A 26,451-nucleotide genomic window follows, 5' to 3' on the forward strand; every position below is an offset into this window, starting at 1 on the left:
GATTAGCCTTTTTTCCTGTTGAGAATGGCAATCTGATCGGCCAATAAGCCAAAAAAGAACATAAACATCCCCAATGTAATCAGAATCATGCCTGTATTCGGAAACCTTCCAAAGAAAAAATATCCGTTAACGCCCCAAACTAAACCACCAAAAGTAAAAAGCAAACTGGCGGGGAAAAAGACTTTTAAAGGATTAAACAACATAATAATTCTGAAAAGCAAAAGGAATGTTTTAGATCCATCTTTGATAAACCTTACATTGCTGCTTCGGCCTACCCGTTCAACAACATTAATGGGAAATGTCCCAATGCTGTATCCCTCTTTCAGAAATGAAAGCGTAGAGGTGGTTGAGAAAGAAAAACCATTAGGCATCAGGTGTAAAAGATTAAGAATTAAATCCCGTTGAAATCCTCTCATGCCTGAGTTGTAATCGGGCAATTTCTGGTCAACCAGCATTTCACCTGTTTTCCTGATAATCCACTTCCCGCTTTTACGGCTGCTCACCTGATGCGATGTGCTATCACGTTCACCAATCACCATGTCATAATCGGCAAGCATATTGTAAACGATATCAATATAAGACGGGTCGTGCTGCCCGTCGGAATCGAGCATAATTACTTTATTACAGAGGGCTTTACGAATACCGGTTTTTAGTGCAGCTCCATAACCTTTATTGGTTCCGTGCAGAATGAGTCGAACCGGATATTGTTTAACTATTTCAGCAGTGCGATCATTAGAACCATCATCAACCACGATGATTTCATATTTTTGATGAAGATTGTTTGAAATCATTTTCTGCAATAACGGACCAATGCCGGTTTCTTCGTTGTAAGCAGGAATAATGATGGTGGCAAGCTGTTGCGAATTCTCCATTGATTCAATTAATAAGGGCAGGCGTTAATTATTACAACTTTGGGCAAAAGTAGCATTTTTCGGGCTATTATAAGGTCTAAATTGCACCAAATGGCTTCTTACAGCTTCATTTAAATAAAAAGCCGGAAGATAATTCAATATCTTCCGGCTTCATCCTATTAACCCATATTATATTTTTTCAGCGATAGCATCAGCAATCTTCTGAAGTCTTTCAGGACTTAGCTTGAGTTTTTCCCTGCTAAAATCAATATCATAAATCGTATTGATTGGAATAAGGTGAATATGGGCATGAGCGACTTCAAGCCCTATAACAGCAATACCCACTTTTGAGCAGGGAATAACAGCTTTAATCGCGTGCGCTACTTTTTTTGCAAAAACGAAGAAGGCTTCATACAGTGGGTCTTCGATGTCGAAAATATAATCAATTTCCTTTTTAGGAATAACCAGAGTATGCCCTTCAGCCAGCGGGCTGATATCGAGAAAAGCTAAAAAGTTATCATCTTCAGCAATCTTATAAGCAGGAATTTCACCACTTACAATCCTTGAAAATATACTTGCCATAGCAATGATTTTAAAATTTAACGCAATATTTCTACTATTTCAAACGTCATTTTTCCAGCAGGCACCTGAATATCAACACTATCGCCAACGGTTTTACCCAGAAGACCTTTTGCAATAGGTGAATTTACAGAAATTTTACCACTTTTCAAATCGGCTTCATTTTCAGGAACCAGAGAATAAGTCATTGTGGCATTATTCTTTGTATTTTTTATTTTTACAGTTGACAGAATAAGCACCTTGCTGCTATCAAGCTTTGACTCGTCAATAATCCGTGCATTACGGATAGTTTCCTGAAGTTTTGAAATTTTCAGTTCAAGCATTCCTTGTGCATTTTTTGCAGCATCATACTCCGCATTTTCCGACAAATCACCTTTGTCGCGCGCTTCAGCAATTTGCTGTGAAATTGAGGGGCGCTCCACACTAATCAACTGCTCGAGTTCAGCTTTTAATTTATTAAGCCCTTCTGTTGTGTAATACATAATACATAAACTTTAAGTGTTCGCTTATAGATAATAAGAAGAAAAGACCCTTTGAACAAGGGTCCTTTCAAAAAATAATTCAGGGCTGATTAACCTGCCAGCAAAAAAGAAAACTAGAGGTTAATGCGTGCTCCTATACTGTGTGTTCCGTTAAATGGATCAGTTGCTCTGTAAGAATAATCAATAGCAATTGAAGAACCTTTTTCCTTGTCAATAGGCACGGCTACTGTAAAACCTGCACTTGGGCCAGTAAAGGCAGTAGTACGTTCAGTTTTACTTGTAATTCCTTCTTCATAGCTATAACCACCTCTGAGCATCAGATAAGATTTGAGTTCATATTCGGCACCAAAAACAAACTGGTCCTTGGTAAATGAATTTGAAACAAAACTGCCGGCCAGCGTTAAGCGATGCATCTCAGAAATTTTGAAATCATACGAAGCACCCATAGCTAATTGTGTTGGCAACTCAAAGTCAGCTGAACGCTGTTCAAGTGTAAAATAGCTCTCCTGTCCTGGTAACAGACTACGGATAGATAAACCATCTCCGCTGAATCTCATGGTTGGGCCCACATTGCGTAGGGTGATACCAAACCTCACATTATCACGAGGACCGGTTACGTACTGAATACCAGCATCCAGTGCAATTCCCTGAGCGCTTACATCAGAGATAACCTCAGAAACTATCTTGATATTAATACCTCCGTAAATGCTGCTCGAAAACGCTTTGGCATAAGAAATATTAATATTCATGTAGTTGGGAGAAAAATTTCCGATACCACCATCAGGTAAATCCTCAGTAGTAATAGGAATATCACCGAATTTCATCGACATAATACCCAAACCAATCACTCCGGTTTCGCCAACTTTTTGTGTAAGTCCGAAAGTATTGAGACTAATCTCACTTCCTTCCAGCCAGCGGGTATGCGAAAAAATCATTTCTGTTCCTTTAGTATGCGCTGTTCCGGCAACATTCCCAAACAGTCCTTCGAGTCCTTTAACAGCAGCAATGTTTACGCCACCCCATCCTGAGCTGCGTGCCCAGGGATTGATAAGTAACTCTGATGCACCTGCCTGACCTGTTCTGTCCTTGTTACCGGCAGTCAGATGATTGAAAGGAACAAACAAAACTCCGGTCAATAATAAGGCAGCGAAGTATTTAAAGATCTTGTTCATAAGCAATATTTTGAATGTTTTAATTTTTTCAGATTCTTTACTTCAGGCATCAAAAAGCATTAAGGTCAATCGGACGTAATGAGCCGAACCATTTAACAATTTTTTCGCCAACGCCATCTGCTTTAACATGAATCAGGTAAACACCACCTGCAATAGGAATTCCGGCATAATTCTTCAAATCCCATTCAATGGATGTTCCCACTTCATCTTTAGTAAACTGACGGATTACAGAGCCATTGGTAGAATAAATGGTTACCGTACATTTCTGAGGAAGGTTGGTAATTTTAACCCTGTTATCCAACTGATTGGTTTCATAAGTTGAATATGCATAGTAAGGATTAGGAACTACTGTAATCAAATCTAACTCAGTTTTAGCTTTTTCGATATTATTATTCGTTGTAGCCACATTTTTGGTAGAAAATGCATACATCGGGTAGTTTCTGTTCTCATTGTCATTAGCCATCATAGTGCTATCGTGCGTTGAGCTATAGAAGCGTTTGTATGGTTTAGAGATACGAATACTTACTTTAGCGTCATTAGATAACCACTCCTGACCAGCAACCTTTATAGGAATACTTACCCACATGGCACTTGAATATACAAGCGCACGTTGTGTTCCACCTCCAAGGCTAACAGGGATACTATTGCGCAATGTTTTACCAGCATCATATGCAGGAATATTGGCAATTGCAATGGATTTTCCTTCGGTATGAGCAAATACATATACGTAATGCATACCTCCGAGAACCAAATCTGACGGTGTGTTGAAAGTACTGCTCGGGTTGAAAATCATATCGCGGCCATTTTCGCCAACCAGCCATGAATTTTCACCAAATACCATATTCAAACGTTCACCTGTTTCGAGATTGATAGCATATCCGGGGAACCAACCCATACCAGTTTCGGCAATATAGTTAGGATCCTCAGGGTTGGTACTTACACCACTACCCACAGGGGCTGGATTACCATCTTTATCAACCGATTGCCCGGCTCTGATGTTAAATCTGTCAACTCCACCCTCAGCCAGGGTTCTGTCGGCGCACATTTCAATTACAGGACAACGGGTCCACTTGCTCTTATCAGCAGTATACACCACATCCACACTGGCAACATCGGTAAAGCTCGAAGCCACTTTTGAAATATTTCTGAAAGCAGGTCCATAAGCTGCATCCTGTTCAGAAGAAGCTGTCATAATATAAGGCGCCCATGTAGCAGAAACCACTTTTTCGTAGTTACTGTTCGGGTCAAACGGTTTAGCTGGCATACTGTAGTCATTGTTTGCCGGGTTGGCAATATCAGTTACTACACCTGACCTAATCCAGTTTAATGAAGGTACCCCGTCAATATCAGGAACATTGGTTATCCAGATTCTTGAACTGTCAGCAAATGTAAAATCAGAAGTCAGTACACCATTGTTTTCAGTAATGATTTCATAAATGGCAGCATCATCAGCATTAATACCTACTTTATAAGGACCTGGATCTAAAGGCTGTCCAATGGTGATAGCCAAACCAAGCTCGGTAAGCAGTTGCTCATTTTTATAAGAGATGGTAGTATCAGATTTATAAACCACGTTATTGGTCTGATCAATCAGTCTCCAGTGAGCTTTATAGTTGATGGTACTATCAGCACCAATTAGCTGATAATAAGGCACCAGTGAATCAAAAGCGATAACATACTCAGCATCTTTCACACTTAAAGGATCAATAATACGGATATCTATAGGTCCTTTTCCCTGTTTGTATTTAGGATGATAAGCAATAGGATAATCTGCACTACCAAGCTGGTTCAATGAATCAACCGGGCTTTTTGACATAATTTCATTGACGGTTTCGTCAGAAAGTTCCAATACATTTCCACCATTACCCTGGCCCTGGAGGCGAGTAATTTCAACGCCATCACCAAAATCAGCATTAGCAGCAGTAGTACCCACAACTTTATGAGGAATACCAGGATATACTTTGATATTCTTGCGACCAGCAAGGTAAACCTTCTTCTGTCCGCCAAGACCAATAATACCTTCTTCCTGAGAACCCGGGTCAGCGCTGTATTTCATATACTCGTTCTGACCATAGGCAATAGCCAGGTAGTAATATTGTTTGTGGTTAATAAGACTTTGTCCGGTAAATGCATCTTCTGTCAAACGGAATGTATGCGAAACACCTAAATCAGCACCGTTTACTTCCTCAACAGGAACGTTTGCATTCAAGGCCTGATCAAAGTTGTGATTTACCAATTGTTTTACGCCGTTTTTAACGTCGCACTGATAAACCAGGCGGGCCAGTTTCTGATCATGTATGTCAGCCACAGAAACGCTGGCATCTTTCAGCTGGAACACCTGATAACCTTCAAAACGGTAATATGGGTCAAAGTCATATCCGGTGCTATTGGCAACAGCCAGAATAGCTGGATCTAACTCTTTATAACTTTCGTTAAAGTTATTTCCGGCATCGTTGGTCTTTTTGTTTTTAATAAAGAAAATAATTTCTTTATCAAGTTCTCTTAACACGAGGTCAGGAGCGTTAGGACCACTAACTACAGCAAAGCAGTTGTCGAAAAGTAACTGACATTTATCATCAACCACCTGCAAAAGTTTAACTGAAGCCCATGGGCCACCTGATGCAGCACGTGCCCAGGGAATACCAACCGTAATATAGTTAACAGCTCCTGGTTCAAGAACGAAAGGACCAGCTGACTGCATAAAACGGCGGTCACCTTCTTTGTTCAGTGCAGCTTCTTCTGTCCAGTATTTCTGACCAGCAGGAGGAAGCCCACCAGTACCCCAATCGCAAACATCAGTATCGCCCGGGAACATGAAATCACATTCAGGACCATAAGCACCGGTAGAAACGTGACCGTTACCACCATAAAGCATTTTGGTATTATCAAGCCAGATACCTTTCAGGTAATTGTAATACTGAGGAGCATATTTGGGGTCCTGCATATATGGGCCGGGAGCATCAGAATTATTGTGATATACAAAACGACGCATACCAAAACGTTCATCATCCACAATACCGTTACCGAAGTTTACACCATTTATCGCTTCGGAGCGAACGATAAAGTTTCCACTCTGGATATTTCCTTCATTACCATACTCCATGTTCATGGTTGATCCATTCAGACCAACAATGCTACAATCGCCGTTAAAGCTGGGGCCTAATAAACCATCTCCTTTAAAAGAAGGATTATCTGAACCATCGGGATCCATATAAGGTCCCTGGAAGAAGTCAACACCAATTGCAGGGGGCTGATCGCCATATGCCCAGAACTGACCATCACCATCCTTAGGTTTTCCGTTGTATGAATATCCTAATCCACGGTCAACATCACAACCTACATAGTCATCAGTCGCAAAGCCAAGGTCAGTATCAACCCACTGGCTGAAGTAAGTACCTGTTAAACGATAAGTAGAACGGTTGATAATTTCATAACTGTAAAAAGTCATGTTGTTGATTTCATCATTGGTAGCAAAACCAAATGCCTGAGCGCGGATTTCGAGTCCGATAGGAGTACCCTGGGTTTCAGTATGGATATTTCCTTTATCATTAAACACCCACCATAATGTAGCATCACCCTTAATAACCTGGTCGGCCAATAAACCACCTTTAACAATTCCTTCTTCACCTTCTTTGGTTTGAACACTTGAATGGCAAAGTTCGTTAGAGATGTCATAATAAGGATAATCACCTAGTTCAGGATCATAATCACCATTACCATCGCGGTCAAAGAAAGGAGCCAGATAATAACTTTGTTTCTTGGTTATATCACCATGAGCTGGCCATTCAAGAATTGACTGCGGAATCTGATAACCCGGATAAGCTGCTTTATTGTCCCACCATGCAAGGTATTGATCAATTTCAGTTCTGGTAATCGGGAACAGTTTATCATATTCAGCACAGGTTTCTTCACCAATAGCTGCAGTACCATCAATAGTGATAGGGCCTGGCCAGAAATCATTTCCCGAACCGGGGCTACCTGCATTTGGACCCTGACGGAATTTCAATGCTGCAAGTTTCAGCTGATCATTAACGTCAATTCCTCCAATCCAGAGAGCAGCTGAAAACATAGATGTCTTGCGCGATCCTTTAGGAATTTCATACTGGGCAACTTCAAAGTCCCACCACATATCACCACCAGTGTTGATACGGGTACGAACATTGTTTACTTCAAGATATTTAAAGCCAGCACCTGGCAAACAGCCAGCTGCAGTAGCTTTTATCGTTGCTTCAGATTTATTGACTGCTCCCTTATAGTAATCGGCATAGCCGGGGATAGACAGTAAAATACCGAGCAAAACGACCAATGGTATGCGGAGTATATTTTTCATAGTTTAATTGTTTTCTTTGGTATCGTTTCAGTAACGTGAACTCAATCAGGACAAGGTTAGAATTAGAAATTAAGAACTACACCAAGTCTTATCTGCCGCGGCGAACTATAGTTGCCCGGGCTGTTTACACGAATGCTGTATAAATCACGGAAAGCCTGAGGATCGAGCTGAGTATTAATCAGGTTCTGATATTCAGCAGCTGCCAGATATCCGTCATCGTCAGCGTTACCTGTTGCACTATAAACACTCAGGATGTTTTGAGCATCAAAAATGTTGAGCACCTGTACATAAATATTCAGGTAAGAAGAGCGTTTTTCACTCCACTGAATGTTGATGTCTTTATCAATACGGCCATCAACCCTGAATTGCCATGGCAAACGCGAACCATTGATAGATCCTTCAATAATGCCTGATTGTCCGATAGGAACAATTTTACTTGAACGTGTATACGGAGTTCCTGAACCACCAAAGATGGTAAAGTTAACACCGGTGTTTTTCAACAGCTGGGTAGTTTTAATAACTTCAGCACCAGCAGCATCTGTTTTCTTACGTCTGATAACCGGTCCATTGTATTCCTTACCTTCTGCAAAACGGTAGTCCAACATAATATTGAGTGCATGACGACGGTCGAAACTCAATGGGAAAAGGGTACGTAAATTCGGCTGACCAGTCTGGATAAGTCCTTTGGCAAACTCAGGATTTGATCCGGTACCGTTAGCAAACTGCAAAGTGTAACTGGCTCTCACCCTGGCATTGCTTGTACGACGCAGGTCATAAGTTACAGTTAAACCTTTTACAGTTGAAAAGTCGATGTTATTATATGAATAATAAGTCTTAGGATAAGCAGCTGTATAACGGAAAGCCTGAATCTGATCCCTGATTTCGCGATAGTAAGCTGATAATGTAAGGGACGAGCTACCTGAAAGTCTCTGCTGGAAACCAAGCTCATAGTCGATGGTTTTCTCAGGTTTCAGATTTGGATTGCTGATATCGGGGCTTCCTGTTAATGGGAGGAAGTAATAATCAAGCGGGTTCATACGAAGTGCGTAGGTTGGTCTTTGAGTCAAAACATCGTAATGAGCAAAGAACAAGGCCTCATCAGAAATCGGGAATGAGAAAGAAATACGCGGCATTACAGAAACCTGAGGTTCGTAATCGCTGAAGGCTTTTGAAGTAACAGTTACATTGTTTCTGTCCTGAAGATAAGGAATAACACCATTACCAGCGTCAAGTGCAATTGAAGGGTCGGTTACAACCAATCCATCGGCATTGTACCAGGTATCACCATTGCGATAACCCATAATGGTAGTTGGTGTGCGCAGATTGTCAACATAAACTGTATAGTCGCTACCCATATTTTGGGGGTGGCTTCCCAGGTCATTCACTTCACCCACTGTTTTGGCAGGATAAAGTGTATAAGGATCGGTTAAAACCTGCTGGTTGGCATCAAAACGGTCAACCCTGACCCCAACGTTAAAGATAAGATCATCAAAAGCAAATTTATCCTGAATATAACCAGCCATATATATAGGTGTAAACGGCGCAATTTCGCGGGTGTACATACCATTCTCGTCGCGTTTTGTAAAGAAATCATCAAAACTTGGGCTGTCTTTTGATTTAATTCTCTCGCCTGTATAGGTATATCCACTATATGTAGCCAGGTAATTACCATTGTCAAACAGTTCGTCCGGGCTAAACATATCAATTGACAAAGCATCGCTTAAAGCTACATTGTGAAGTTTACCTTCAGCATCATAATAATTCATGGTGTAGCTATTGATGTCGTATGAATCCACATCAATCCAGTCGGTACCATCAACAGGTAAGCCCATTTTTTGGCGGAGACTGATATCAAAATAGCGCTGAGATAAAGCATCATACTTACGATCGTAATAAATCGTATCAAGAAATACGCCATCCAGTTCTACAAATTTAGGATTCATCACGTCCAGCTGCTCAATATGAGCATTGGTTAAACCACGCATCAGACTCCATAAACCACTTGGAGCGTATCCATAATAACGGTCAACACGCTGTTCATAAATAGCACCAAACTGCAGGGCATGGTTTCCAATGTCGGCAGAAGCATTAATATTAATTGAATACTGCTCATTATCTGTCACTCTATAAGCAATTCCATCAATACTTTGATTAGCTCCGGGGCTTCCCATGTAACCATAAACAGAATTGGCACTCATTCCATTAAGCAAACCACCTCCTGATATAATATTGTTGAGGTTATTGTGGTAAAATGATTGCGGATACAATTCATAATACTGACGGGTATAATTAGCTGTAATTTCATTAACAGTACCCTGGGTAAAAGCTACAAGCGTATCCTGGAAACCATTGTGAATAAAAGCAGTTCTACCCGACACAGTGTCAAGTCCATACTCGTATGACTTAATTTTTGAAGTTTCAAATTTACCAAGGTAACCATAGTTAAACAGATTATCCTTATGGTTCGGATCCTGAATAGTCTGATTAAATTTGGTATAGTCGGCCTGGATGGAATAATATACATTTTTAACCAACGACTTGCTGTCTTTAGCTGTTGGAAAACGCTGAGTAAATCTGGCAAAAATCCTCCAGGTATTTTCCTTTAACTGGTAATTTTTATCATAATTGAACATAGAATTGGCAAAATTAAATCGATTGCCATCACTGTAATTAATAGAACCACCAACAGAGAGGTTGATACTTGGCCCGGTTTTGATGTCAATTTTACCGGAAGCATTAATATCAAGGCTATTTGTATTTGGGGTAGCTTTTACGTATTCCAGATCACTTTTACGAATAAAGTTGCTGTTATAATAGGTACCAAATCCTGTACCGGATAAACGCAAAGGATTTTTCTCCAGTTCTCTGAGCACATCATCTTTTACTTTATAAATTCCGGTAGCAGTTGGTCTGCTATCCTGGTTATAAGTTACTTCACCAGCAACAAAATAGCCAAGAATTGAATTTACTTTTTCATGGTTTTCATTTCTGCTCCAGAGCAGCGGGCCCTGCATATTGAGGCCGGCTCTGTTATAGCCAAAAGCGTCAAGATACTGAGAAGTTTGCAATTCAATTCCGGCACCAAATTCGCGGCTTGGGCCCTTGGTTGTAACGTTGATAATACCACCGGTAGCATCGCCATACTGAGCAGGTACCCCTGAAAGGATAACTGAAACCTGTTCAATAGCTGATTCAGGCAAGGATGAAGAACCGCGAACCCTGATACCGTCAATATACATAACGGTTCCGTCAGAACGCTGACCACGGACACTACCACGCTCACCATCGGCCGAGAACACACCTCCCACAGTGGTTGCAATAGCGTTGGCCGAGCGGTTAGGCATTTTGGCAATTTCCTCAGAGGTCATAGTAGCACCTACTGAAGTTTTATCCTTGTCAATCAAGGGGACTTTATAATCGACAACCTCAAAGGTTTCAATTTCGATCATAGTCGATTCCATTTCAACATTTGAGAATGAAATCTGGTCCGATTTAATAACTACACCTCTGATCAATACCGGTTTGTAACCGACATATGATGCTTTAAGGTCATACTTTCCAGGAACGATCGGTTTGATGGTGTAGTTTCCGTCGAAGTCCGAAGTAGTACCGCCGGCTTGCGTACCTCCCAGTTCCACGATAATATTCACAAATGGAACGGGTTCCTTTGTGGTTTTATCGATCACCTTACCCTTGAGGGTTCCTGACTGAGAAAATACCGACAGGCTTGCTGTTAGCACCAACCCAATAGTTAGCAGTAGATTTCTGATCATACCATTCAAATTTTATGTTAGATGTTATTTGTGTGTCGTGTACCCAGTAAAAAGTGGGTAAAGGTACTAATAAAATAATTTAAGCTCCAAAACTTTTTAGAGCTTGACTGAACAAAAATAAAAAAACCTCAGATATACCGTGGATTAAGGATCTCAGCGTAAATAACCGCTTTCCTGATATCGAAATCTTCAATTAAATCATGTCTGCTTTCTTCCTCAACTGCCAGCAATTGATTTTGGCTAACACGCTCGGCAAGCTCGCCCAAATCACGGCTGGCATACTTATTCTCAAAATAGGAAGGAGATACTTCGTCCACAATTTCATCCAGTGATTCATAAGCTGCTTGCGAACTATAAGCTTCATAAGAAGGCGCATATTCAGGTTCTGAAATCTCACTTTTTATATCTTCATAAGAGGGAGAAGGCTGCTGTGTGGCAGGCATTTGCATCTCTCCCATTAGTATTTCTTCAAGTATTGTGCGTGCATGAGGCTTTTCTGCCTGAGGCTCCCCCGACGGGGATTCACGCATTGCCCGCTTTTTATCCTGCTTCTGCTTATTGGAATAAAGCGAATAGGCAACCCAGATAATACCTATAATAATGTATAAAAAATCATCCATAGCCCGGCAATTATTAATTCAGTTTGTAAAGATATAAAATATTGCCTTCACTAAACAAATTTGAAAAAGTAATGCACAACTTGCTGCCTATCGCCGCCAATCAGTTTCCGACAGGTTTTTGCAAAAATGACACCTTATTAATACAGGTTTATCTGAAAGCAAAATTTTTATTTGAAACTCCCTTATCTTTGCATGAGGCTGAAATGTTTTTTATTCAGCTCTTGAATCCGGCGCTTCGAAAAATATTATTTCGTGTTTTTCGTTTAGCTCTATGTAATCAGATAACGATGAAAAAAAAATCAATTGGCGGGCTGTTTGCCCTCATTATATTCTCAGTTTTTTTAAATGCCTGCGATAAAGAAGATGAGCAAACGCAAATTCCCTACGTTTATGTAAATTTTGCTGTTTACCCAAATACATTGGACTTTATCCCTGATGGTGGCTGGTCATATTTTTCAGGCGGTTATAAAGGGTTGATTATTTATCGCCCCCTGCATGATGAATTTCTGGCTTTTGAACGGGCCTGCCCATACGATCCTTTAAACGACAGTGCCCTTATTGTGGTTGAGTCTTCTGGAATTATCGCTTCTGATGCTCATTGCGGCTCCCGCTTTTTACTTACCGATGGCTCTCCGTTTGAAGGGCCTGCTTCCGTTGGTTTAAAACAATACCGTACCCGATATGACGGTTATACTTTAACCGTATCTAACTGATCATACATTTAACAAACAAAAAAACCCCGGGAACACACCCGGGGTTAAAGTTAGATTTCCAGCTTATTTAAGCTGACAGATTAATATCTGTAATGTTCTGGTTTAAATGGCCCTTCTTTTGACACCCCCAGATAAGCAGCCTGCTCATCGGTTAGTGTTGTTAGTTTTACACCGATTTGTTCAAGATGTAATCTGGCTACTTCTTCATCGAGGTATTTTGGCAATCTGTACACTCCGACTTCGTAGTTATTTTTCCACAAATCGAGTTGAGCAAGTGTTTGATTTGAAAACGAATTGCTCATAACAAATGAAGGATGCCCGGTTGCACAACCCAGGTTCACCAAGCGTCCTTCGGCAAGAAGGAAAATGGCATTTCCTGAATCAAAAACATATTTATCAACCTGAGGTTTAATGTTAATACGGGTAATGCCGGCAGTTGTGTTAAGTTTATCGACCTGTATTTCATTGTCGAAATGCCCGATATTGCAAACAATACTCTGATCCTTCATCCGCATCATATGCTCAAGGGTAATTACATCGCGGTTGCCGGTAGTCGTCACATAAATATTACCTTCCTTCAGCGCTTCTTCAATGGTAGTAACTTCAAAGCCTTCCATGGCAGCCTGTAAAGCACAAATGGGGTCAATTTCGGTAACGATAACCCTGGCGCCGTATGAACGCATGGAACGCGCACTGCCTTTTCCAACATCACCAAACCCTAAAACAACCACTACTTTACCGGCAATCATTACATCAGTAGCTCTTTTAATACCATCGGCCAACGATTCATGGCAACCATACAGGTTGTCAAATTTTGACTTAGTAACTGAGTCATTAACATTGATCGCAGGAATCAACAACTGACCTGATTCCATCATCTGGTAAAGTCTGTGAACGCCTGTAGTGGTTTCTTCTGAAACGCCCTTTAGTTCGCTAATCACCCTGTGCCAACGGGTATTGTCTTCAATATATGTGTCGCGAAGGGTTTTAAAAATAACTTCCTCTTCGGCATTTGAGCCTTTTGTTTCAAGCAGTTTAGGATTATTTTCTGCAGCATACCCCTTATGAACCAACAAGGTAGCATCTCCTCCATCGTCAACTATAAGGTTTGGGCCTTTCCCGCCCGGAAATGATAATGCCTGCAATGTGCACCACCAGTATTCTTCAAGAGTTTCACCTTTCCAGGCAAAAACAGGAATACCACTTTCGGCAATAGCAGCCGCTGCATGATCCTGTGTTGAGAAGATGTTGCAACTGGCCCAGCGAACATCTGCGCCAAGCTCGGCCAGTGTCTCAATCAAAACAGCTGTTTGAATGGTCATATGCAACGAACCCGTAATTCTGGCACCTTTCAGAGGCTTTTCATGGCTGTATTTTTTGCGGATGGACATCAGTCCGGGCATTTCCTTTTCAGCAATTTCAATTTCTTTTCTGCCAAAAGCGGCAAGGCTTATATCTTTTACTTTATAAGGAAGCACCTCAGTTATTGCATCTTTCATCATAAATTTTTCATTTTTTTCGGGCTGCAAAGGTACACATAGTTTTTATTCAATCATATTAAAGCACACATTCTTATTTTATGTTGTTGAATGAATGCCCTTTAGAAAAGTACCCTGACAGATGTAGCTACCAAAACAGATTATATGTATCATTGCAAAGCAATTTCCAATAAAAAGAAGATGGATGTTTATAAATTGATTCAGGACAAAAAAGCACAAGGCAAAAAACAGCTTGCCGTACTGATTGACCCTGATAAAACTAACGATAAAACAATTGCAAGAATTGCCGAATTGTCAGCAGAAAGTGGTGTTGATTATTTTTTTGTAGGAGGAAGCCTGCTGATTAACAATCAACTGGAAGAATGTATCAAGGTGTTGAAGCAATCGGGCGACATTCCGGTTATTCTTTTCCCGGGCAACACTCTTCAAATGAGCTGGAAAGCCGATGCTATCCTGTTTCTCTCCCTCATCTCGGGCCGTAATGCTGAAATGCTGATTGGCAGGCATGTTATATCAGCTCCATATTTAAAACTAAGCCCGCTGGAAGTTATTTCAACCGGATATATGCTCATTGAAAGTGGCAAACCTACTGCTGTTTCGTATATGAGCAACTCCAGCCCTATTCCTCACGACAAGGATGATATCGCTATCTGCACTGCAATGGCTGGAGAAATGCTCGGCATGAAACTCATTTTTATGGATGCCGGAAGTGGTGCTGTTAACCCGGTTTCGGTTGAAATGATAAGCCATGTCAAAAGCAGTATTGACATCCCTCTTATTATTGGCGGTGGCATCAGAACTCCACAACAGGCTTCCGATGCAGCAAAGGCAGGAGCTGACGTGCTGGTAATAGGAAACCTGATTGAAAAATCACCCGAACTTATCCCCGAATTGGTAAAAGCAATTCAACAATAAACTGCATATTTCTCAATCTTTATCATATGAACTCTTTCAAAAAAACGAGCCTGTTTCTGCTCTTACTGCTTATTTCAGGCATATCGTTCGGACAACAAAATATGTTGGTGCCCGAAGATATCATGTCAAACCGGAAGTTATACCCATCAGGGCTTCAAAACATTCAATGGCGCGATAACACCGGATTTTACACCTGGCAAACCAGCAACTGCATCCTTCAGGGGAGCACTGGCACAACGCTTACAGACACTTTGCTGAAGCTTTCTGACCTGAATCAAAAGATGAAAGAATTGCTGCAACCAGAGCTCAAACGTATGCCATATATTTCTTGGAATAGCAGCGAAACTTTTTCCTTTTCAACCGGCAGTGCATGGTTTGACTATCATTTTTCAAACCAGACACTCAACCTTTTCAATAAAACAGACGAAGAGGCCGAAAATGCTGACATGGCGCCGCAAACACGATTTATTGCCTATACCATAAAAAACAACCTGTTTGTTTCAGACGGCAAATCGCAGTTTGCTGTTACCACAGACCAAAACCCGGGTATCGTAAACGGACAATCGGTGCACCGCAACGAATTTGGCATCAGCAAAGGCACTTTCTGGTCGCCCCGCGGAAATCTCCTGGCGTTTTATCGCATGGACGAAACGATGGTGACCGATTATCCACTGGTTGATGTTACCGAACGCGTGGCTAAAGTCAATCATATCAAATACCCGATGGCAGGAATGACCAGCCATCAGGTTACTGTTGGGATTTTCAATCCGGCAAACAAACAAACTGTTTTTGTAAAAACTGGAACACCTGCTGAACAATATCTGACAAATATTGCCTGGAGCCCCGACGAAAAAAGCCTGTTTATAGCCGTACTCAATCGCGACCAGAACCATATGTGGCTTAACGAATACGATGTAAATTCCGGCAATTTCTTACGCACCTTGTTTGAAGAACAAAACGATCGTTATGTAGAACCGCTTCATCCCATGGTTTTTGTTCCCGGAAACGACAACCAGTTTATTTGGCAGAGCCAGCGCGACGGTTATAATCATTTGTACCTGTACAACAAAAACGGCCAGCTTATCAAACAACTTACCACAGGCCTATGGGTTGTAACTGATTTTGCCGGATTCGATGAAGAGGCAAAGGGAATTTTTTATACATCAACTGCTACAAGCCCTTTAGAAAACCAACTTTATTATTTAAACCTGAAGTCCGGAAAAACCAGCCGGCTCACCACTCAAAAGGGCGTACACTTCCCCGTCATCAGGAAAGACGGTAAATTTTTCATCAGCAGATTCAGCAACCCCGAAACAGCTTCCCGCACAATTCTGGCTTCACTCAACGGCAAAACAAACAAAACAATTCACGAAGATGTAAATCCGCTAACAGATTACAAACTTGGCGAGACAACTGTATTTACAATCAAATCAGACGATAACACAGACCTTTACTGCAGGCTGATAAAACCTGCTGATTTTGACCCGGCCAAAAAATACCCTGTGATAGTTTATGTATACGGAGGGCCTCATGCCCAGCTGGTTACCGGCGATTGGCTTAACGGCGCCAATCTATACATGCACTACCTTGCCGAAAAAGGATACATTGTGTTCACGCTCGACAACCGGGGCTCATCTAACCGGGGTTTTGAATTTGAAAGTGTAATTCACCGGAATCTTGGCGTTGCCGAAATGGCCGACCAGATGAAAGGAGTGGAATACCTGAAATCGCTTCCTTATGTTGACGCTTCACGGATGGCCGTTGACGGATGGAGCTACGGTGGCTTTATGGCCATTACCTTAAAGCTTAATCACCCTGAAATTTTTAAAGTTGCAACAGCAGGCGGACCCGTTATTGACTGGAAATATTATGAAGTCATGTATGGTGAAAGATACATGGATACCCCGGAACAAAATCCGGAAGGATATGAACATGCTTCATTGCTCAACCAGGTTGACAAACTGCAAGGCAAACTGCTGATTATTCACGGTGCCCAGGACAATACCGTAGTGTGGCAAAACAGTCAGCAATTTCTTATCAGGTGTATTGAAAAACAAAAGCAGGTCGATTATTTTGTTTATCCCACTCATGAGCACAATGTCAGGGGCATTGACCGTGCACACTTATTCAGAAAATTATCAGAATACTACGATTTAAATTTATAAAACACTAATTTTCAAAACAAAAGCATTCGAATCTTAAAAAAAAGGGCACTTGAATGTGTCCTTTTTTTTATGACTGATAATGCAATATTCCTATCTCTTAAAATACAAATCAAGCAGTTGTCCTGCGGCCTGATAGGGACTGATTTCGCCCTTTAGCAGCTGAGCTTCCTTTTCCAGTAAAACCGGCTTTATAAGAGTTGCATTATAAAAGTTATCGTGCAACTGCCTGTCGATAAATTCAATCATGATCTGACGCGCCTGCATTTGCCTTTTATGTTCAAAAAAATGATTGGCATTGGTAAAAGAAAGATAAGCCTCAATGGTTTCCCAAACTTCTGAGATACCTTCGCCTGTAACGGCTGAACAGGTTAAAGCCGGGGGAGACCAGCCCGACTCAGGAAGCGGAAAGAGATGGAGTGCATTTTTTATTTGCGTGCAGGCGATGGCTGCCTTAGTTTTATTATCACCATCTGCCTTGTTAATCGCGATAGCATCAGCCATTTCCATAATCCCCCTTTTAATACCCTGCAATTCATCACCGGCACCTGAAATCATCAGCAGTAAAAAGAAATCAACCATAGAATGCACGGCAGTTTCTGACTGACCCACGCCCACAGTTTCGACAAAAATAACATCAAAACCAGCGGCTTCACAAAGAATAATGGTTTCACGTGTTTTCCGGGCCACGCCACCCAAAGAGCCCGCCGATGGAGAAGGCCTGATAAAGGCATTGGGGTCAGTTGACAAATCCTCCATACGTGTTTTATCGCCAAGTATACTACCCTTCGATCGGCTGCTGCTCGGATCAATGGCCAGCACGGCCAGCTTATGCCCTCCGGCAGTAAGATGCTTGCCTAAAGATTCAATAAAAGTACTCTTACCTGCGCCAGGTACGCCTGTAATACCCAATCGGACTGATTTTCCGGCATAAGGCAAACATTTGAGAATAAGCTCCTGCGCAATTGCCTGATGTTCAGGCAAAGAGCTCTCAATTAGAGTAATAGCCTTACTAAAAACAGTGCGGTTAAACTGTAAAATACCTTCCAGATATTCATCAACTGTGAGAAGCCTCTTATGACTTTTTCGAAAATTCGACATCGCCTGTTCATTGAGCGACGATGGCTGCTCCACCCCTTCCTGAACCCTTAAGGCTGAGGGCTTTAAATCCTGACTTTCCTTATCCTTTAAATTCATTTCGGTAACTTTGTGCAAAATTATCAATAATTTCCGGCCGAAAATATATAATCTCATCAAACAAGCGTTGAAAAGCATTGTTTATGGATTAGTCAACCAAAAACGGCCAAAGGCTTTCTCTGTTTTGAATTACCTGAATTTGCTTTTCAGAACCACCATCCACTCCGATAAAAAACCCGGGATCATTGCTTTGTATGCCTTTTACAAGGTCAATAACAACCTTTGTTACAAAGCAACAAAACACTCCATCATAAATCTGCCTGAAAAAGTTTTATATTTACACAAATCTAAATCCCCAAAAACCTACTGTTATGACAATAGGAATTCTTAAAGAAATGCCTGGTGAAAACCGGGTTGTCATGCTCCCTGAAAGTGTAGCCACTCTGGTAAAAATGAATGTTACCGTATTGGTTGAATCGGGGGCTGGTATTTCGGCTTTTGCATCCGACAAAGAATATGAAGATGCCGGAGCGCGCATTGAAACAAAAGCCAAAGTTATTAACGAAGCCCAGCTGATTCTGAAAATCCAGCCACCTTCAGCAGTTGAAACAGGCATGATGAAAGAAGGACAGGTTGTTATGGCTGCCCTGAATCCTTATTTCAACGGCGATTTGCTGCACGAACTGGCTTCAAAAAAAATTACCAGTTTTAGCATGGATGTGGTACCGCGTACTACCCGGGCACAGGCCATGGATATTCTGTCGTCGATGGCAACAGTGGCAGGTTATAAGGCTGTACTTACAGCTGCCAATACCCTGCCAAAATTCTTTCCGATGTTTATGACCGCAGCAGGAACCATCAAGCCGGCCAATATGCTGATTTTGGGCGCAGGAGTCGCTGGTTTGCAAGCAATTGCCACCTCACGAAAACTAGGAGCAGTTGTCTATGTTTTTGATGTCAGAGCCGCTGTTAAGGAAGAAGTTGTTGGACTGGGCGGCAAGTTTGTTGATGTTGAAGGTGCTACTGATGACAAATCAGCCGGGGGCTATGCAGTTGAACAAACCGACGAATTCAAACAACGGCAGGCAAAAGCCATTCACGATCAAGCGGTTAAATCAGATGTAATCATTTGCACTGCTCAAATTCCTGGCCGGCAAGCACCTCTGCTGATAAAAAAAGAAACCGTGGAAGCCATGAAACCAGGTTCTGTAATCATAGATTTAGCAGCTTCAACCGGTGGCAACTGCGAGTTGACCAAAAATGATGAAACAATTGTACACAATGGCATCAAAATTATTGGAAACTCACAACTTCCTACCGATATGCCAACAGATGCCAGCCGAATGTATGGCAAGAACATGATCAATTTCCTTAAGCTTATTATTACCAAAGAAGGAGACATGAACCTTAACTGGGAAGATGACATTGTAAAAGGCACTGCAGTTACCCACAATGGCGAAATTGTTCATGAGCGAATCAAATCAGTTATCACTAAATAAATCAATATACAGATGGAAGAAGTTCTGAAATTTTTTCTGGAATACAAGGATCTGATTTTTATCATCACCCTCTCGGTATTCCTTGGAATAGAAGTAATATCCCATGTTCCTGCTGTGCTTCATACACCGCTGATGTCGGGGAGTAATGCCATTCATGGTGTTGTAATCATTGGTGCCATTATCGTAATGGGACATGCCGAAAACACCCTTTCCCTCATCCTGGGCTTTTTGGCAGTTGTGCTTGGCACTCTCAATGTTGTGGGAGGATTTGTAGTGACAGACAGGATGCTGGAAATGTTTAAGAAAAAGAAAAAATAAGGAGGCTGAACGATGGAAACTATTTCAAAAATAATTGAATTCAGCTACGAAATTTCGGTTCTCGAAATCTCTTACCTTGTTGCTTCGGTTTTATTTATTCTTGGACTTAAAAAACTAAGTCACCCTCTTACTGCCCGAAGCGGAAACCTGTGGGCTGCAGCCGGAATGGCTGCCGCAATTCTGTTTACCATTCTTTTTCACAAAACCACCATTACTCATCCCGACGGAACAACTGTGGTAAAAAGCATTGGCAATATCCCCTGGATTCTGGCAGCACTCGCCATTGGCTCATTTATTGGCTGGTATGCATCTGTAAAAGTCAAAATGACCGCCATGCCCCAAATGGTTTCCATCTTTAACGGTATGGGAGGTGCTTGTGCTGCGCTTATTTCCATGATGGAATTTCCGGGAATGCAAAACGAACTTGCAGCAGCTGGCGATGCACACATGTTTACCGGCGAAGCCATTGCAATTCTGCTTGGATTGATGATAGGAAGTGTTTCTTTTGCAGGAAGTATGATAGCATTTCTTAAACTTGATGGTCGTCTGGGCGATATTAAAAATCCGGTTCTGCGCATCGTAAATCTGACTTTTCTTGCCCTCCTGCTTATTGCACTGGTAGTTATTATGCTTATGCAACCTGTTGCAGGCAACAACTGGCCTATTTATCTGTTTGCAGTTGCCGCTCTTATTTACGGGGTTACATTTGTCATGCCGATTGGCGGAGCCGATATGCCGGTGGTTATCTCATTGCTCAACTCTTTTACAGGTGTTGCAGCAGCTATGGGAGGATTTCTTTATGGCAATACAGCCATGCTCACCGGAGGTATTCTGGTTGGTTCGTCTGGTACAATCCTCACCATTCTCATGTGTAATGCCATGAACCGCTCTTTGCTCAATGTCATCATTGGTGCCTTTGGAGTGAGTGCAGCAGGTGGCCCCGACGACGGAGACAAAACGGTAAAGGAGGTTTCGCTCAGCGATGCCGCTGTTCTGTTGAGTTACTCACAAAAAGTTTACATCGTTCCCGGTTATGGTCTGGCAGTGGCTCAGGCCCAGCATTTGTGCCACGAACTCGACACTTTGCTGGCAGGCAAAGGAGTGGAAGTTAAATATGCCATTCATCCGGTAGCCGGCCGTATGCCAGGCCATATGAATGTACTGCTGGCTGAAGCAGATGTGCCTTATGAAAAACTGGTTGAAATGGAAGACGCCAACAACGAAATGGCCAATACGGACGTTGTTATCGTCATCGGTGCCAACGATGTTGTAAACCCGGCTGCCGAAGACGACCCTTCAAGCCCCATTTACGGCATGCCTATTATTAAGGCACAGGAAGCCAGAAATATTATTGTGATGAAACGTAGTATGGCTGCAGGTTATGCGGCCATCCCCAACAACCTCTTTTATCACCCGAAAAACAGAATGCTTTTTGGTGACGCAAAAGCTACATTGCAAAAGCTTATTGCAGAGATTAAAAGCCTCTGAGGCTTCGTTTAAAACCAACCATCAAAGCCGGCGGATGAATGTTATCGCCGGCTTTTTTTGCAGGCATATATTCCCATTAAAATAACAAATACCAGCAAATCATCCATCAGGGCCGCCTATTCAAAGCTACTGAACCACAAAAAAAAACAGAATACAAATGACGTTTTTGCAAAAAACAGGACAGCAAAGCCACAGCTTTGTCATTCAGGCAATTATCTGACAAAGAAAATCTCATGCTCAAAAGTTTTTTTCAGGAAATCAAAATACTGGGTTAAATCTTTTTCAAATAAAAAAAGAATAGTACATTTGCAGCCCTGTAACAAAATCTCTCCGTAGCTCAGTTGGTAGAGCAAATGACTCTTAATCATTGGGTCCCAGGTTCGAATCCTGGCGGGGAGACCAAGCGGTTGTTTCGTTCCGCAACCGGCTTAAAATGAAAATTGAAAAACTCGGGATGTAGCGCAGCCCGGTAGCGCGCTTCGTTCGGGACGAAGAGGCCGGAGGTTCGAATCCTCTCATCCCGACTTCAATTAAAAAGCCTGCTTGTTTCATTCCAGGCAGGCTTTTTTGCCACTTTAGCTCAGTTGGTAGAGCAGCGCATTCGTAATGCGCGGGTCGGGGGTTCGAGTCCCCTGAGTGGCTCAGATGCCGGCATTGGCCGGCTTTTTTTTGCCCCCAAAACTCAAAACCCTGAAATAACTGTCAGACTCCCCTCTTTTCAGGAATCAAAAGTGAAGCCACTATACTTACTCCCAGAACAAATAAAATAAAATAAAGCGAATGCGCTGTGGTAAATCCAATTTCTTTGAGCCAATGCGCAATAAGCATCTTTACCCCAATAAATGCAAGTAAAAAGGCCAAACCAATTTTAAGATAACGGAAAAAGTCAATCACATTTGCCAGAATAAAAAACAATGCCCTGAGGCCCAGAATAGCAAAAATATTGGAGAAAAAGACAATATACGGGTCTCTGGTAACTGAAAAAATTGCCGGAATAGAGTCAACAGCAAAAATCAAATCACTGAATTCAATTACCATCAACACTATAAGTAAAGGAGTTAAATACCGCTTCCCGTCTTTAACAATAAAAAAATGATGCCGCACAAAAGTGGGGTAAACCGGAAAGTGCCTGGACGCAAATTTCACCACCGGGTGATGAGCAACGTCAATTTTTTCATCCTCATTGCGGGTAATAAACATCTTTACTCCTGTATATATCAACAAAATACCAAAAAGATACAACACCCATTCAAAACGGATAATAATAGCAGAAGCTGAAAATATAAATGCAAACCGGAGCACAATCGCAGCCAAAATTCCCCAAAAAAGAACACGGCGGTAATAACGTGGCTCTACACCAAAGGCATAAAATACCATGATCATCACAAAAATATTGTCAACCGATAAAGCCTTTTCGATAAGATAGCCAGTCAGGAATTCGAGTGCAAGATTATGATTGTAAACCCTTACCGCCTGGTCGTAGTCAAGACCTTCAATATTTACCGGATGTCCATAAGTGGTAATAAGCCCCTGTATATCCCTCAGTGAAGCATCGCCACCCAAATGAATCCACACACCATGAAATAGCAGCAAAACATAAAATCCCAGCGAAACACCAACCCAAATAAATGTGTAAAGCAGAGCCTCTTTAAAAGGAACCACATGGTTACGCCTGTCAAACACCCCAAGATCAAGCATTAATATCCCTGCTATTATCACAATAAACAAGGAAAAGAAGAGCAATTCGTTGGCGTTCATTTCATCTGAGAGTCTAAAACATCACAAAAGTAATCAAAGCGGGCCGATTGATAACTTCGATGCAGCAGTATAATTGCAGTAAAATCTTAAGATTTTGAATACTATGCACTATCAATGAAAATCTTTCTAATTTTGAGCACTTTTTAGACACTCAACCGACATTAAACCATAAATGCCCGTTTTGAAAATTACAGGCAAAAAAAATGACATTACAATGACTAACTTTACCGAAATGAACCCCAACCCGCTGGTTCAATACCTGAACAAACCGGCAGCAGAATTTACCAAATCCGACATTGTTAAATATATCGAAGACCATAACATTGAGATGGTTAATTTCAGGTACACCGGAGGTGACGGACGGCTGAAAACGCTCAATTTTGTTATCAGTTCAAGAGAACATCTTAACAGTGTGCTTACCACAGGCGAAAGGGTTGACGGCTCAAGCCTCTTCCCATTTATACAGGCAGGGTCAAGCGATCTTTATGTTGTGCCCCGCTACCGCACAGCCTTTGTAAATCCCTTTGCCGAAGTCCCTTCGTTAGACTTCCTTTGCTCCTATTATAACAAAGATGGCGAACCACTTGAAAGTTCACCTGAATACATCTTGCGAAAAGCACATAAAGCCTTAAAAGACCAAACCGGCCTTACTTTCCATGTAATGGGCGAACTCGAATACTACATCATCAGTGAAGAAGAAGATTTATTCAGGGCTGTTGACCAGAAGGGATATCATGAATCGATGCCTTTTGCCAAATGGGAACAACTGCGCATTGAGGCGATGTCCGCCATGGCCAAAGCCGGATGCCTGATCAAATATGGCCATTCAGAAGTGGGCAATTTTATACAGGATGGAAAACTTTATGAGCAGAACGAAATTGAGTTTATGCCCACCAACCTGGAAGAAGCCGCCGACCAGCTGGTGATTGCCAAATGGATATTGCGGTCACTCGCCTACAAATATGGCGTACTGGTAACCTTTGCCCCGAAAATCACCGTTGGCAAAGCCGGAAGTGGCTTGCACATTCATACAAAACTGGTAAAAGACGGCAAAAACCAAATGATTGATAAGGGCAAACTTAGTGAAACGGCCCGCAAAGCCATAGCCGGTTACCTCGAACTGGCACCCTCACTTACAGCATTTGGCAATACAAATCCAACCTCTTATTTCAGGCTTGTTCCGCATCAGGAAGCACCCACCAATATTTGCTGGGGCGATCGCAACAGAAGTGTACTTGTAAGAGTACCTTTGGGATGGACCGGTGAAAACAAGATGATATACCATGCCAATCCACTTGAAAAACCTGAAAATGAAGACTTCTCGCAGCTTCAGACAGTAGAATTCCGTTGCCCGGATGGATCTGCCGATATTTATCTGCTACTTGCCGGACTTACAGTAGCTGCCCGCTATGGCCTTGAACTTGAAAATGCACTTGAAATCGCAGATAAAACCTACGTTGATGTGAATATATTTGACGAAAATCACAAAGATCGGTTAAATGAACTGAATAAATTACCGGTATCATGTTGGGAATCGGCTGATATGCTTGAAAAACAAGCCGAAATCTACAAACAGTATGGCGTTTTCTCCCAGGCAGTTATTGATGGAATTGCACGCAAACTGCGCAGCTTTCAAGATGAAAACCTTCGTCAGGAGGTGCATTGCAACAAGGAAAAAATAATTGGCCTTGTCAATGACCACTTCCACTGCGGATAATTAGTCCGAGAAATTCAGAATCCTTCATAGCCTGTTGAAACAAAGTGAATTGACACCACTTGATGCAAACATCCCTATGAAGGATTTTTCTTTGTCTTTCCTTTGAAACGAATCAGTTTTCTGCCAAGAAAAACCCTTCTGAGCCAGAAAGGCAAAACCAGTGCGCCTATTATCAGATAAGGATAATATGTGATAAGACGCCACGAAAAAGCAACCAGTGTGGTAAGATCTCCAGCCGGCCCTGCAATGTATTCGCGAAGAAAAACGGGGAAGAAATATTCTGCGATACCACTTCCTCCCGGTGTGGGACTTACCAGCATAATTACCCACATCATAAGCTGGCGTGCATAAATCAACAAATTCTCTGAAACGCCCATCACACCAGTAAACCCCATTATCAGGAAATTAACCACCCAAAACCTGGCCGTCCAGGAGAAAAAAGTTGAGCCAAAAGCTTTCAGCCAAAACATGACAGACTTCCCCTTTAACTCAGAAGACGCCGCAATTAACTGATTACCTGTTTCTTCAGCCGCATTTTGGAAACGATGCAGCACCTTTAGGGTGGTAGCTTTTATCAATAACCATTTTACACCCGAAGGATGAAAAAATACGCCATAACTCAGAAGCAATGTTAAAAAAGCAATAATGATGTAGCCCGCTAAAAAAACGCCCATCGGCCCAACCTCGAAACCCAACAGATGAAAGGATGAACCAACCACAGACAACCTTTCAAAGCCTGCAATAGCAAAAACCAACGGCACCATCAGAATGTAAAACAGTTCATCAAGCAGGGCAGTAACCATAACAATGGCTGCTGAGCGCCCCGTGCCCAACTTTTCTTTGCTTAAAATAAAAATAGCTATGGCTGACCCGCCCACTACCGAAGGCGTAACACTGGACGCAAATTCCCATAAAAAAATCACATCAAAAGACTTTCGCCAGCTTAAAGCTTTATCTGTCAGCAATCTGATGCGATACATATACGCCAAATCCCTGACAGTCACCAGCAAAAGAGCTGTAACAAAATAAGAAACAGAATACCAGGTAATCTGAATAGAGTTGAGGGCACTGTGCGAAACATCATTGTATATCATGTAGCCAATAACGGCCAATCCGATAATCACCGGAATGATTACCCGGTGAAAAGCAAAAATATTAAGAATCTTTCGCTGATGACTTGCCATATTTTCTATCAGAAACCAAATGCCACTTTCCAGTCAATGAACAGTTCTACCGAACCTAAGTTTCAAACAAACCGTCACATTTTTACTTAAGCTAAAGTAGTATTATTAACCCACAATTTAAGACTTGCGCCATATTGTCATTATAAAAATAGCCATAATGCCATTTTGTCCGCTTTTCAACCCTGAAATAACAAATTTTTGCATTGGCATTAAACTTGAAAAGAGGAGAACAATAAAATTAAAACAAAAACTAA

At 41.8% G+C, this 26,451-nt stretch carries 18 protein-coding genes and 3 tRNA genes; 10 read left to right on the forward strand and 11 right to left on the reverse strand.

Going from position 1 to position 26,451, the window contains the following annotated elements; translation table 11 throughout:
- Nucleotides 1–2: 2 nt before the first annotated feature.
- From H6541_08455 to H6541_08485, 7 genes are all read right to left on the reverse strand, one after another.
- Nucleotides 3–872 (reverse strand): glycosyltransferase family 2 protein, encoded by an 870-nt coding sequence (locus H6541_08455; protein ID MCB9015811.1) that lies wholly within the window; start codon nt 870–872, stop codon nt 3–5.
- Nucleotides 873–1,040: 168 nt separating this feature from the next.
- Nucleotides 1,041–1,433, reverse strand: a complete 393-nt coding sequence (locus H6541_08460; protein ID MCB9015812.1) for an HIT family protein — start codon at nt 1,431–1,433, stop codon at nt 1,041–1,043.
- A gap of 17 nt (nt 1,434–1,450) precedes the next feature.
- A complete protein-coding gene (gene greA / locus H6541_08465; protein ID MCB9015813.1) occupies nt 1,451–1,912 on the reverse strand; it encodes a transcription elongation factor GreA in 462 nt (153 codons plus the stop codon).
- Nucleotides 1,913–2,025: 113 nt separating this feature from the next.
- On the reverse strand, nt 2,026–3,084 hold the full coding sequence (locus H6541_08470; GenBank protein ID MCB9015814.1) for a PorV/PorQ family protein: 1,059 nt from the start codon (nt 3,082–3,084) through the stop codon (nt 2,026–2,028).
- A 49-nt stretch (nt 3,085–3,133) separates the two neighbouring features.
- Nucleotides 3,134–7,414 (reverse strand): T9SS type A sorting domain-containing protein, encoded by a 4,281-nt coding sequence (locus tag H6541_08475; GenBank protein ID MCB9015815.1) that lies wholly within the window; start codon nt 7,412–7,414, stop codon nt 3,134–3,136.
- A gap of 62 nt (nt 7,415–7,476) precedes the next feature.
- Nucleotides 7,477–11,187, reverse strand: a complete 3,711-nt coding sequence (locus tag H6541_08480) for a carboxypeptidase-like regulatory domain-containing protein (protein ID MCB9015816.1) — start codon at nt 11,185–11,187, stop codon at nt 7,477–7,479.
- A 128-nt stretch (nt 11,188–11,315) separates the two neighbouring features.
- On the reverse strand, nt 11,316–11,807 hold the full coding sequence (locus H6541_08485; protein MCB9015817.1) for a hypothetical protein: 492 nt from the start codon (nt 11,805–11,807) through the stop codon (nt 11,316–11,318).
- Nucleotides 11,808–12,094: 287 nt separating this feature from the next.
- Between H6541_08485 and H6541_08490 the strand changes: the two genes are divergently transcribed.
- Nucleotides 12,095–12,520, forward strand: a complete 426-nt coding sequence (locus H6541_08490; GenBank protein MCB9015818.1) for a hypothetical protein — start codon at nt 12,095–12,097, stop codon at nt 12,518–12,520.
- An 80-nt stretch (nt 12,521–12,600) separates the two neighbouring features.
- Here H6541_08490 and H6541_08495 read toward each other — a convergent pair whose 3' ends face one another.
- Nucleotides 12,601–14,022 (reverse strand): adenosylhomocysteinase, encoded by a 1,422-nt coding sequence (locus tag H6541_08495; GenBank protein ID MCB9015819.1) that lies wholly within the window; start codon nt 14,020–14,022, stop codon nt 12,601–12,603.
- 177 nt (nt 14,023–14,199) lie between these two features.
- On the opposite strand from H6541_08495, the gene H6541_08500 reads away from it, so the two are divergent.
- Together H6541_08500 and H6541_08505 are read left to right on the forward strand one after the other, a co-directional pair.
- The gene (locus H6541_08500) at nt 14,200–14,934 is read left to right on the forward strand and encodes a geranylgeranylglyceryl/heptaprenylglyceryl phosphate synthase (protein ID MCB9015820.1); all 735 of its coding nucleotides are present in this window, start codon (nt 14,200–14,202) and stop codon (nt 14,932–14,934) included.
- Between the two features lie 26 nt (nt 14,935–14,960).
- Nucleotides 14,961–17,099 (forward strand): S9 family peptidase, encoded by a 2,139-nt coding sequence (locus H6541_08505; GenBank protein ID MCB9015821.1) that lies wholly within the window; start codon nt 14,961–14,963, stop codon nt 17,097–17,099.
- 90 nt (nt 17,100–17,189) lie between these two features.
- On the opposite strand, the gene meaB is transcribed toward H6541_08505, so the two are convergent.
- Nucleotides 17,190–18,293 (reverse strand): methylmalonyl Co-A mutase-associated GTPase MeaB, encoded by a 1,104-nt coding sequence (meaB, locus tag H6541_08510; protein MCB9015822.1) that lies wholly within the window; start codon nt 18,291–18,293, stop codon nt 17,190–17,192.
- Between the two features lie 311 nt (nt 18,294–18,604).
- Here meaB and H6541_08515 point away from each other — a divergent pair, with 311 nt between their 5' ends.
- The 6 genes from H6541_08515 (at nt 18,605) to H6541_08540 (ending at nt 22,180) form a co-directional block, all read left to right on the forward strand.
- Complete coding sequence (locus H6541_08515) at nt 18,605–19,732, forward strand: Re/Si-specific NAD(P)(+) transhydrogenase subunit alpha (protein ID MCB9015823.1); 1,128 nt, start codon at nt 18,605–18,607, stop codon at nt 19,730–19,732.
- A gap of 12 nt (nt 19,733–19,744) precedes the next feature.
- Nucleotides 19,745–20,050 (forward strand): NAD(P) transhydrogenase subunit alpha, encoded by a 306-nt coding sequence (locus H6541_08520; protein ID MCB9015824.1) that lies wholly within the window; start codon nt 19,745–19,747, stop codon nt 20,048–20,050.
- Nucleotides 20,051–20,062: 12 nt separating this feature from the next.
- Nucleotides 20,063–21,538, forward strand: a complete 1,476-nt coding sequence (locus H6541_08525; GenBank protein MCB9015825.1) for an NAD(P)(+) transhydrogenase (Re/Si-specific) subunit beta — start codon at nt 20,063–20,065, stop codon at nt 21,536–21,538.
- A 326-nt stretch (nt 21,539–21,864) separates the two neighbouring features.
- Nucleotides 21,865–21,940 (forward strand) — tRNA-Lys (locus H6541_08530).
- A 48-nt stretch (nt 21,941–21,988) separates the two neighbouring features.
- Nucleotides 21,989–22,062 (forward strand) — tRNA-Pro (locus H6541_08535).
- Between the two features lie 45 nt (nt 22,063–22,107).
- A tRNA-Thr gene (locus H6541_08540) sits at nt 22,108–22,180 on the forward strand.
- A gap of 60 nt (nt 22,181–22,240) precedes the next feature.
- On the opposite strand, the gene H6541_08545 is transcribed toward H6541_08540, so the two are convergent.
- Nucleotides 22,241–23,296, reverse strand: coding sequence for a TerC/Alx family metal homeostasis membrane protein (locus H6541_08545; protein ID MCB9015826.1), 1,056 nt, complete (start codon nt 23,294–23,296; stop codon nt 22,241–22,243).
- A gap of 214 nt (nt 23,297–23,510) precedes the next feature.
- Here H6541_08545 and H6541_08550 point away from each other — a divergent pair, with 214 nt between their 5' ends.
- Nucleotides 23,511–25,013 carry a glutamine synthetase gene (locus tag H6541_08550; GenBank protein ID MCB9015827.1) on the forward strand — a complete coding sequence of 501 codons (1,503 nt, stop codon included), beginning with the start codon at nt 23,511–23,513 and terminating at the stop codon, nt 25,011–25,013.
- Between the two features lie 74 nt (nt 25,014–25,087).
- Here the strand turns inward: H6541_08550 and H6541_08555 are convergent, their stop codons facing one another.
- Nucleotides 25,088–26,197 (reverse strand): flippase-like domain-containing protein, encoded by a 1,110-nt coding sequence (locus H6541_08555; GenBank protein ID MCB9015828.1) that lies wholly within the window; start codon nt 26,195–26,197, stop codon nt 25,088–25,090.
- Nucleotides 26,198–26,451 lie beyond the last annotated feature (254 nt).

The organism is Lentimicrobiaceae bacterium (assembly GCA_020636745.1).
Classification (GTDB): Bacteria; Bacteroidota; Bacteroidia; order Bacteroidales; family Lentimicrobiaceae; genus Lentimicrobium.

Excerpts from the sequence above, each read along its gene's own strand:
- greA (MCB9015813.1), bottom strand. The coding sequence starts at position 1,912 with ATGTATTACACAACAGAAGGGCTTAATAAATTAAAAGCTGAACTCGAG.
- H6541_08490 (MCB9015818.1), top strand. The coding sequence starts at position 12,095 with ATGAAAAAAAAATCAATTGGCGGGCTGTTTGCCCTCATTATATTCTCA.
- H6541_08515 (MCB9015823.1), top strand. The coding sequence starts at position 18,605 with ATGACAATAGGAATTCTTAAAGAAATGCCTGGTGAAAACCGGGTTGTC.
- H6541_08470 (MCB9015814.1), bottom strand. The coding sequence starts at position 3,084 with ATGAACAAGATCTTTAAATACTTCGCTGCCTTATTATTGACCGGAGTT.
- H6541_08545 (MCB9015826.1), bottom strand. The coding sequence starts at position 23,296 with ATGAACGCCAACGAATTGCTCTTCTTTTCCTTGTTTATTGTGATAATA.
- H6541_08460 (MCB9015812.1), bottom strand. The coding sequence starts at position 1,433 with ATGGCAAGTATATTTTCAAGGATTGTAAGTGGTGAAATTCCTGCTTAT.
- H6541_08525 (MCB9015825.1), top strand. The coding sequence starts at position 20,063 with ATGGAAACTATTTCAAAAATAATTGAATTCAGCTACGAAATTTCGGTT.
- H6541_08505 (MCB9015821.1), top strand. The coding sequence starts at position 14,961 with ATGAACTCTTTCAAAAAAACGAGCCTGTTTCTGCTCTTACTGCTTATT.
- H6541_08485 (MCB9015817.1), bottom strand. The coding sequence starts at position 11,807 with ATGGATGATTTTTTATACATTATTATAGGTATTATCTGGGTTGCCTAT.
- meaB (MCB9015822.1), bottom strand. The coding sequence starts at position 18,293 with ATGAATTTAAAGGATAAGGAAAGTCAGGATTTAAAGCCCTCAGCCTTA.
- H6541_08495 (MCB9015819.1), bottom strand. The coding sequence starts at position 14,022 with ATGATGAAAGATGCAATAACTGAGGTGCTTCCTTATAAAGTAAAAGAT.
- H6541_08455 (MCB9015811.1), bottom strand. The coding sequence starts at position 872 with ATGGAGAATTCGCAACAGCTTGCCACCATCATTATTCCTGCTTACAAC.
- H6541_08480 (MCB9015816.1), bottom strand. The coding sequence starts at position 11,187 with ATGATCAGAAATCTACTGCTAACTATTGGGTTGGTGCTAACAGCAAGC.
- H6541_08500 (MCB9015820.1), top strand. The coding sequence starts at position 14,200 with ATGGATGTTTATAAATTGATTCAGGACAAAAAAGCACAAGGCAAAAAA.
- H6541_08520 (MCB9015824.1), top strand. The coding sequence starts at position 19,745 with ATGGAAGAAGTTCTGAAATTTTTTCTGGAATACAAGGATCTGATTTTT.
- H6541_08555 (MCB9015828.1), bottom strand. The coding sequence starts at position 26,197 with ATGGCAAGTCATCAGCGAAAGATTCTTAATATTTTTGCTTTTCACCGG.
- H6541_08550 (MCB9015827.1), top strand. The coding sequence starts at position 23,511 with ATGACTAACTTTACCGAAATGAACCCCAACCCGCTGGTTCAATACCTG.
- H6541_08475 (MCB9015815.1), bottom strand. The coding sequence starts at position 7,414 with ATGAAAAATATACTCCGCATACCATTGGTCGTTTTGCTCGGTATTTTA.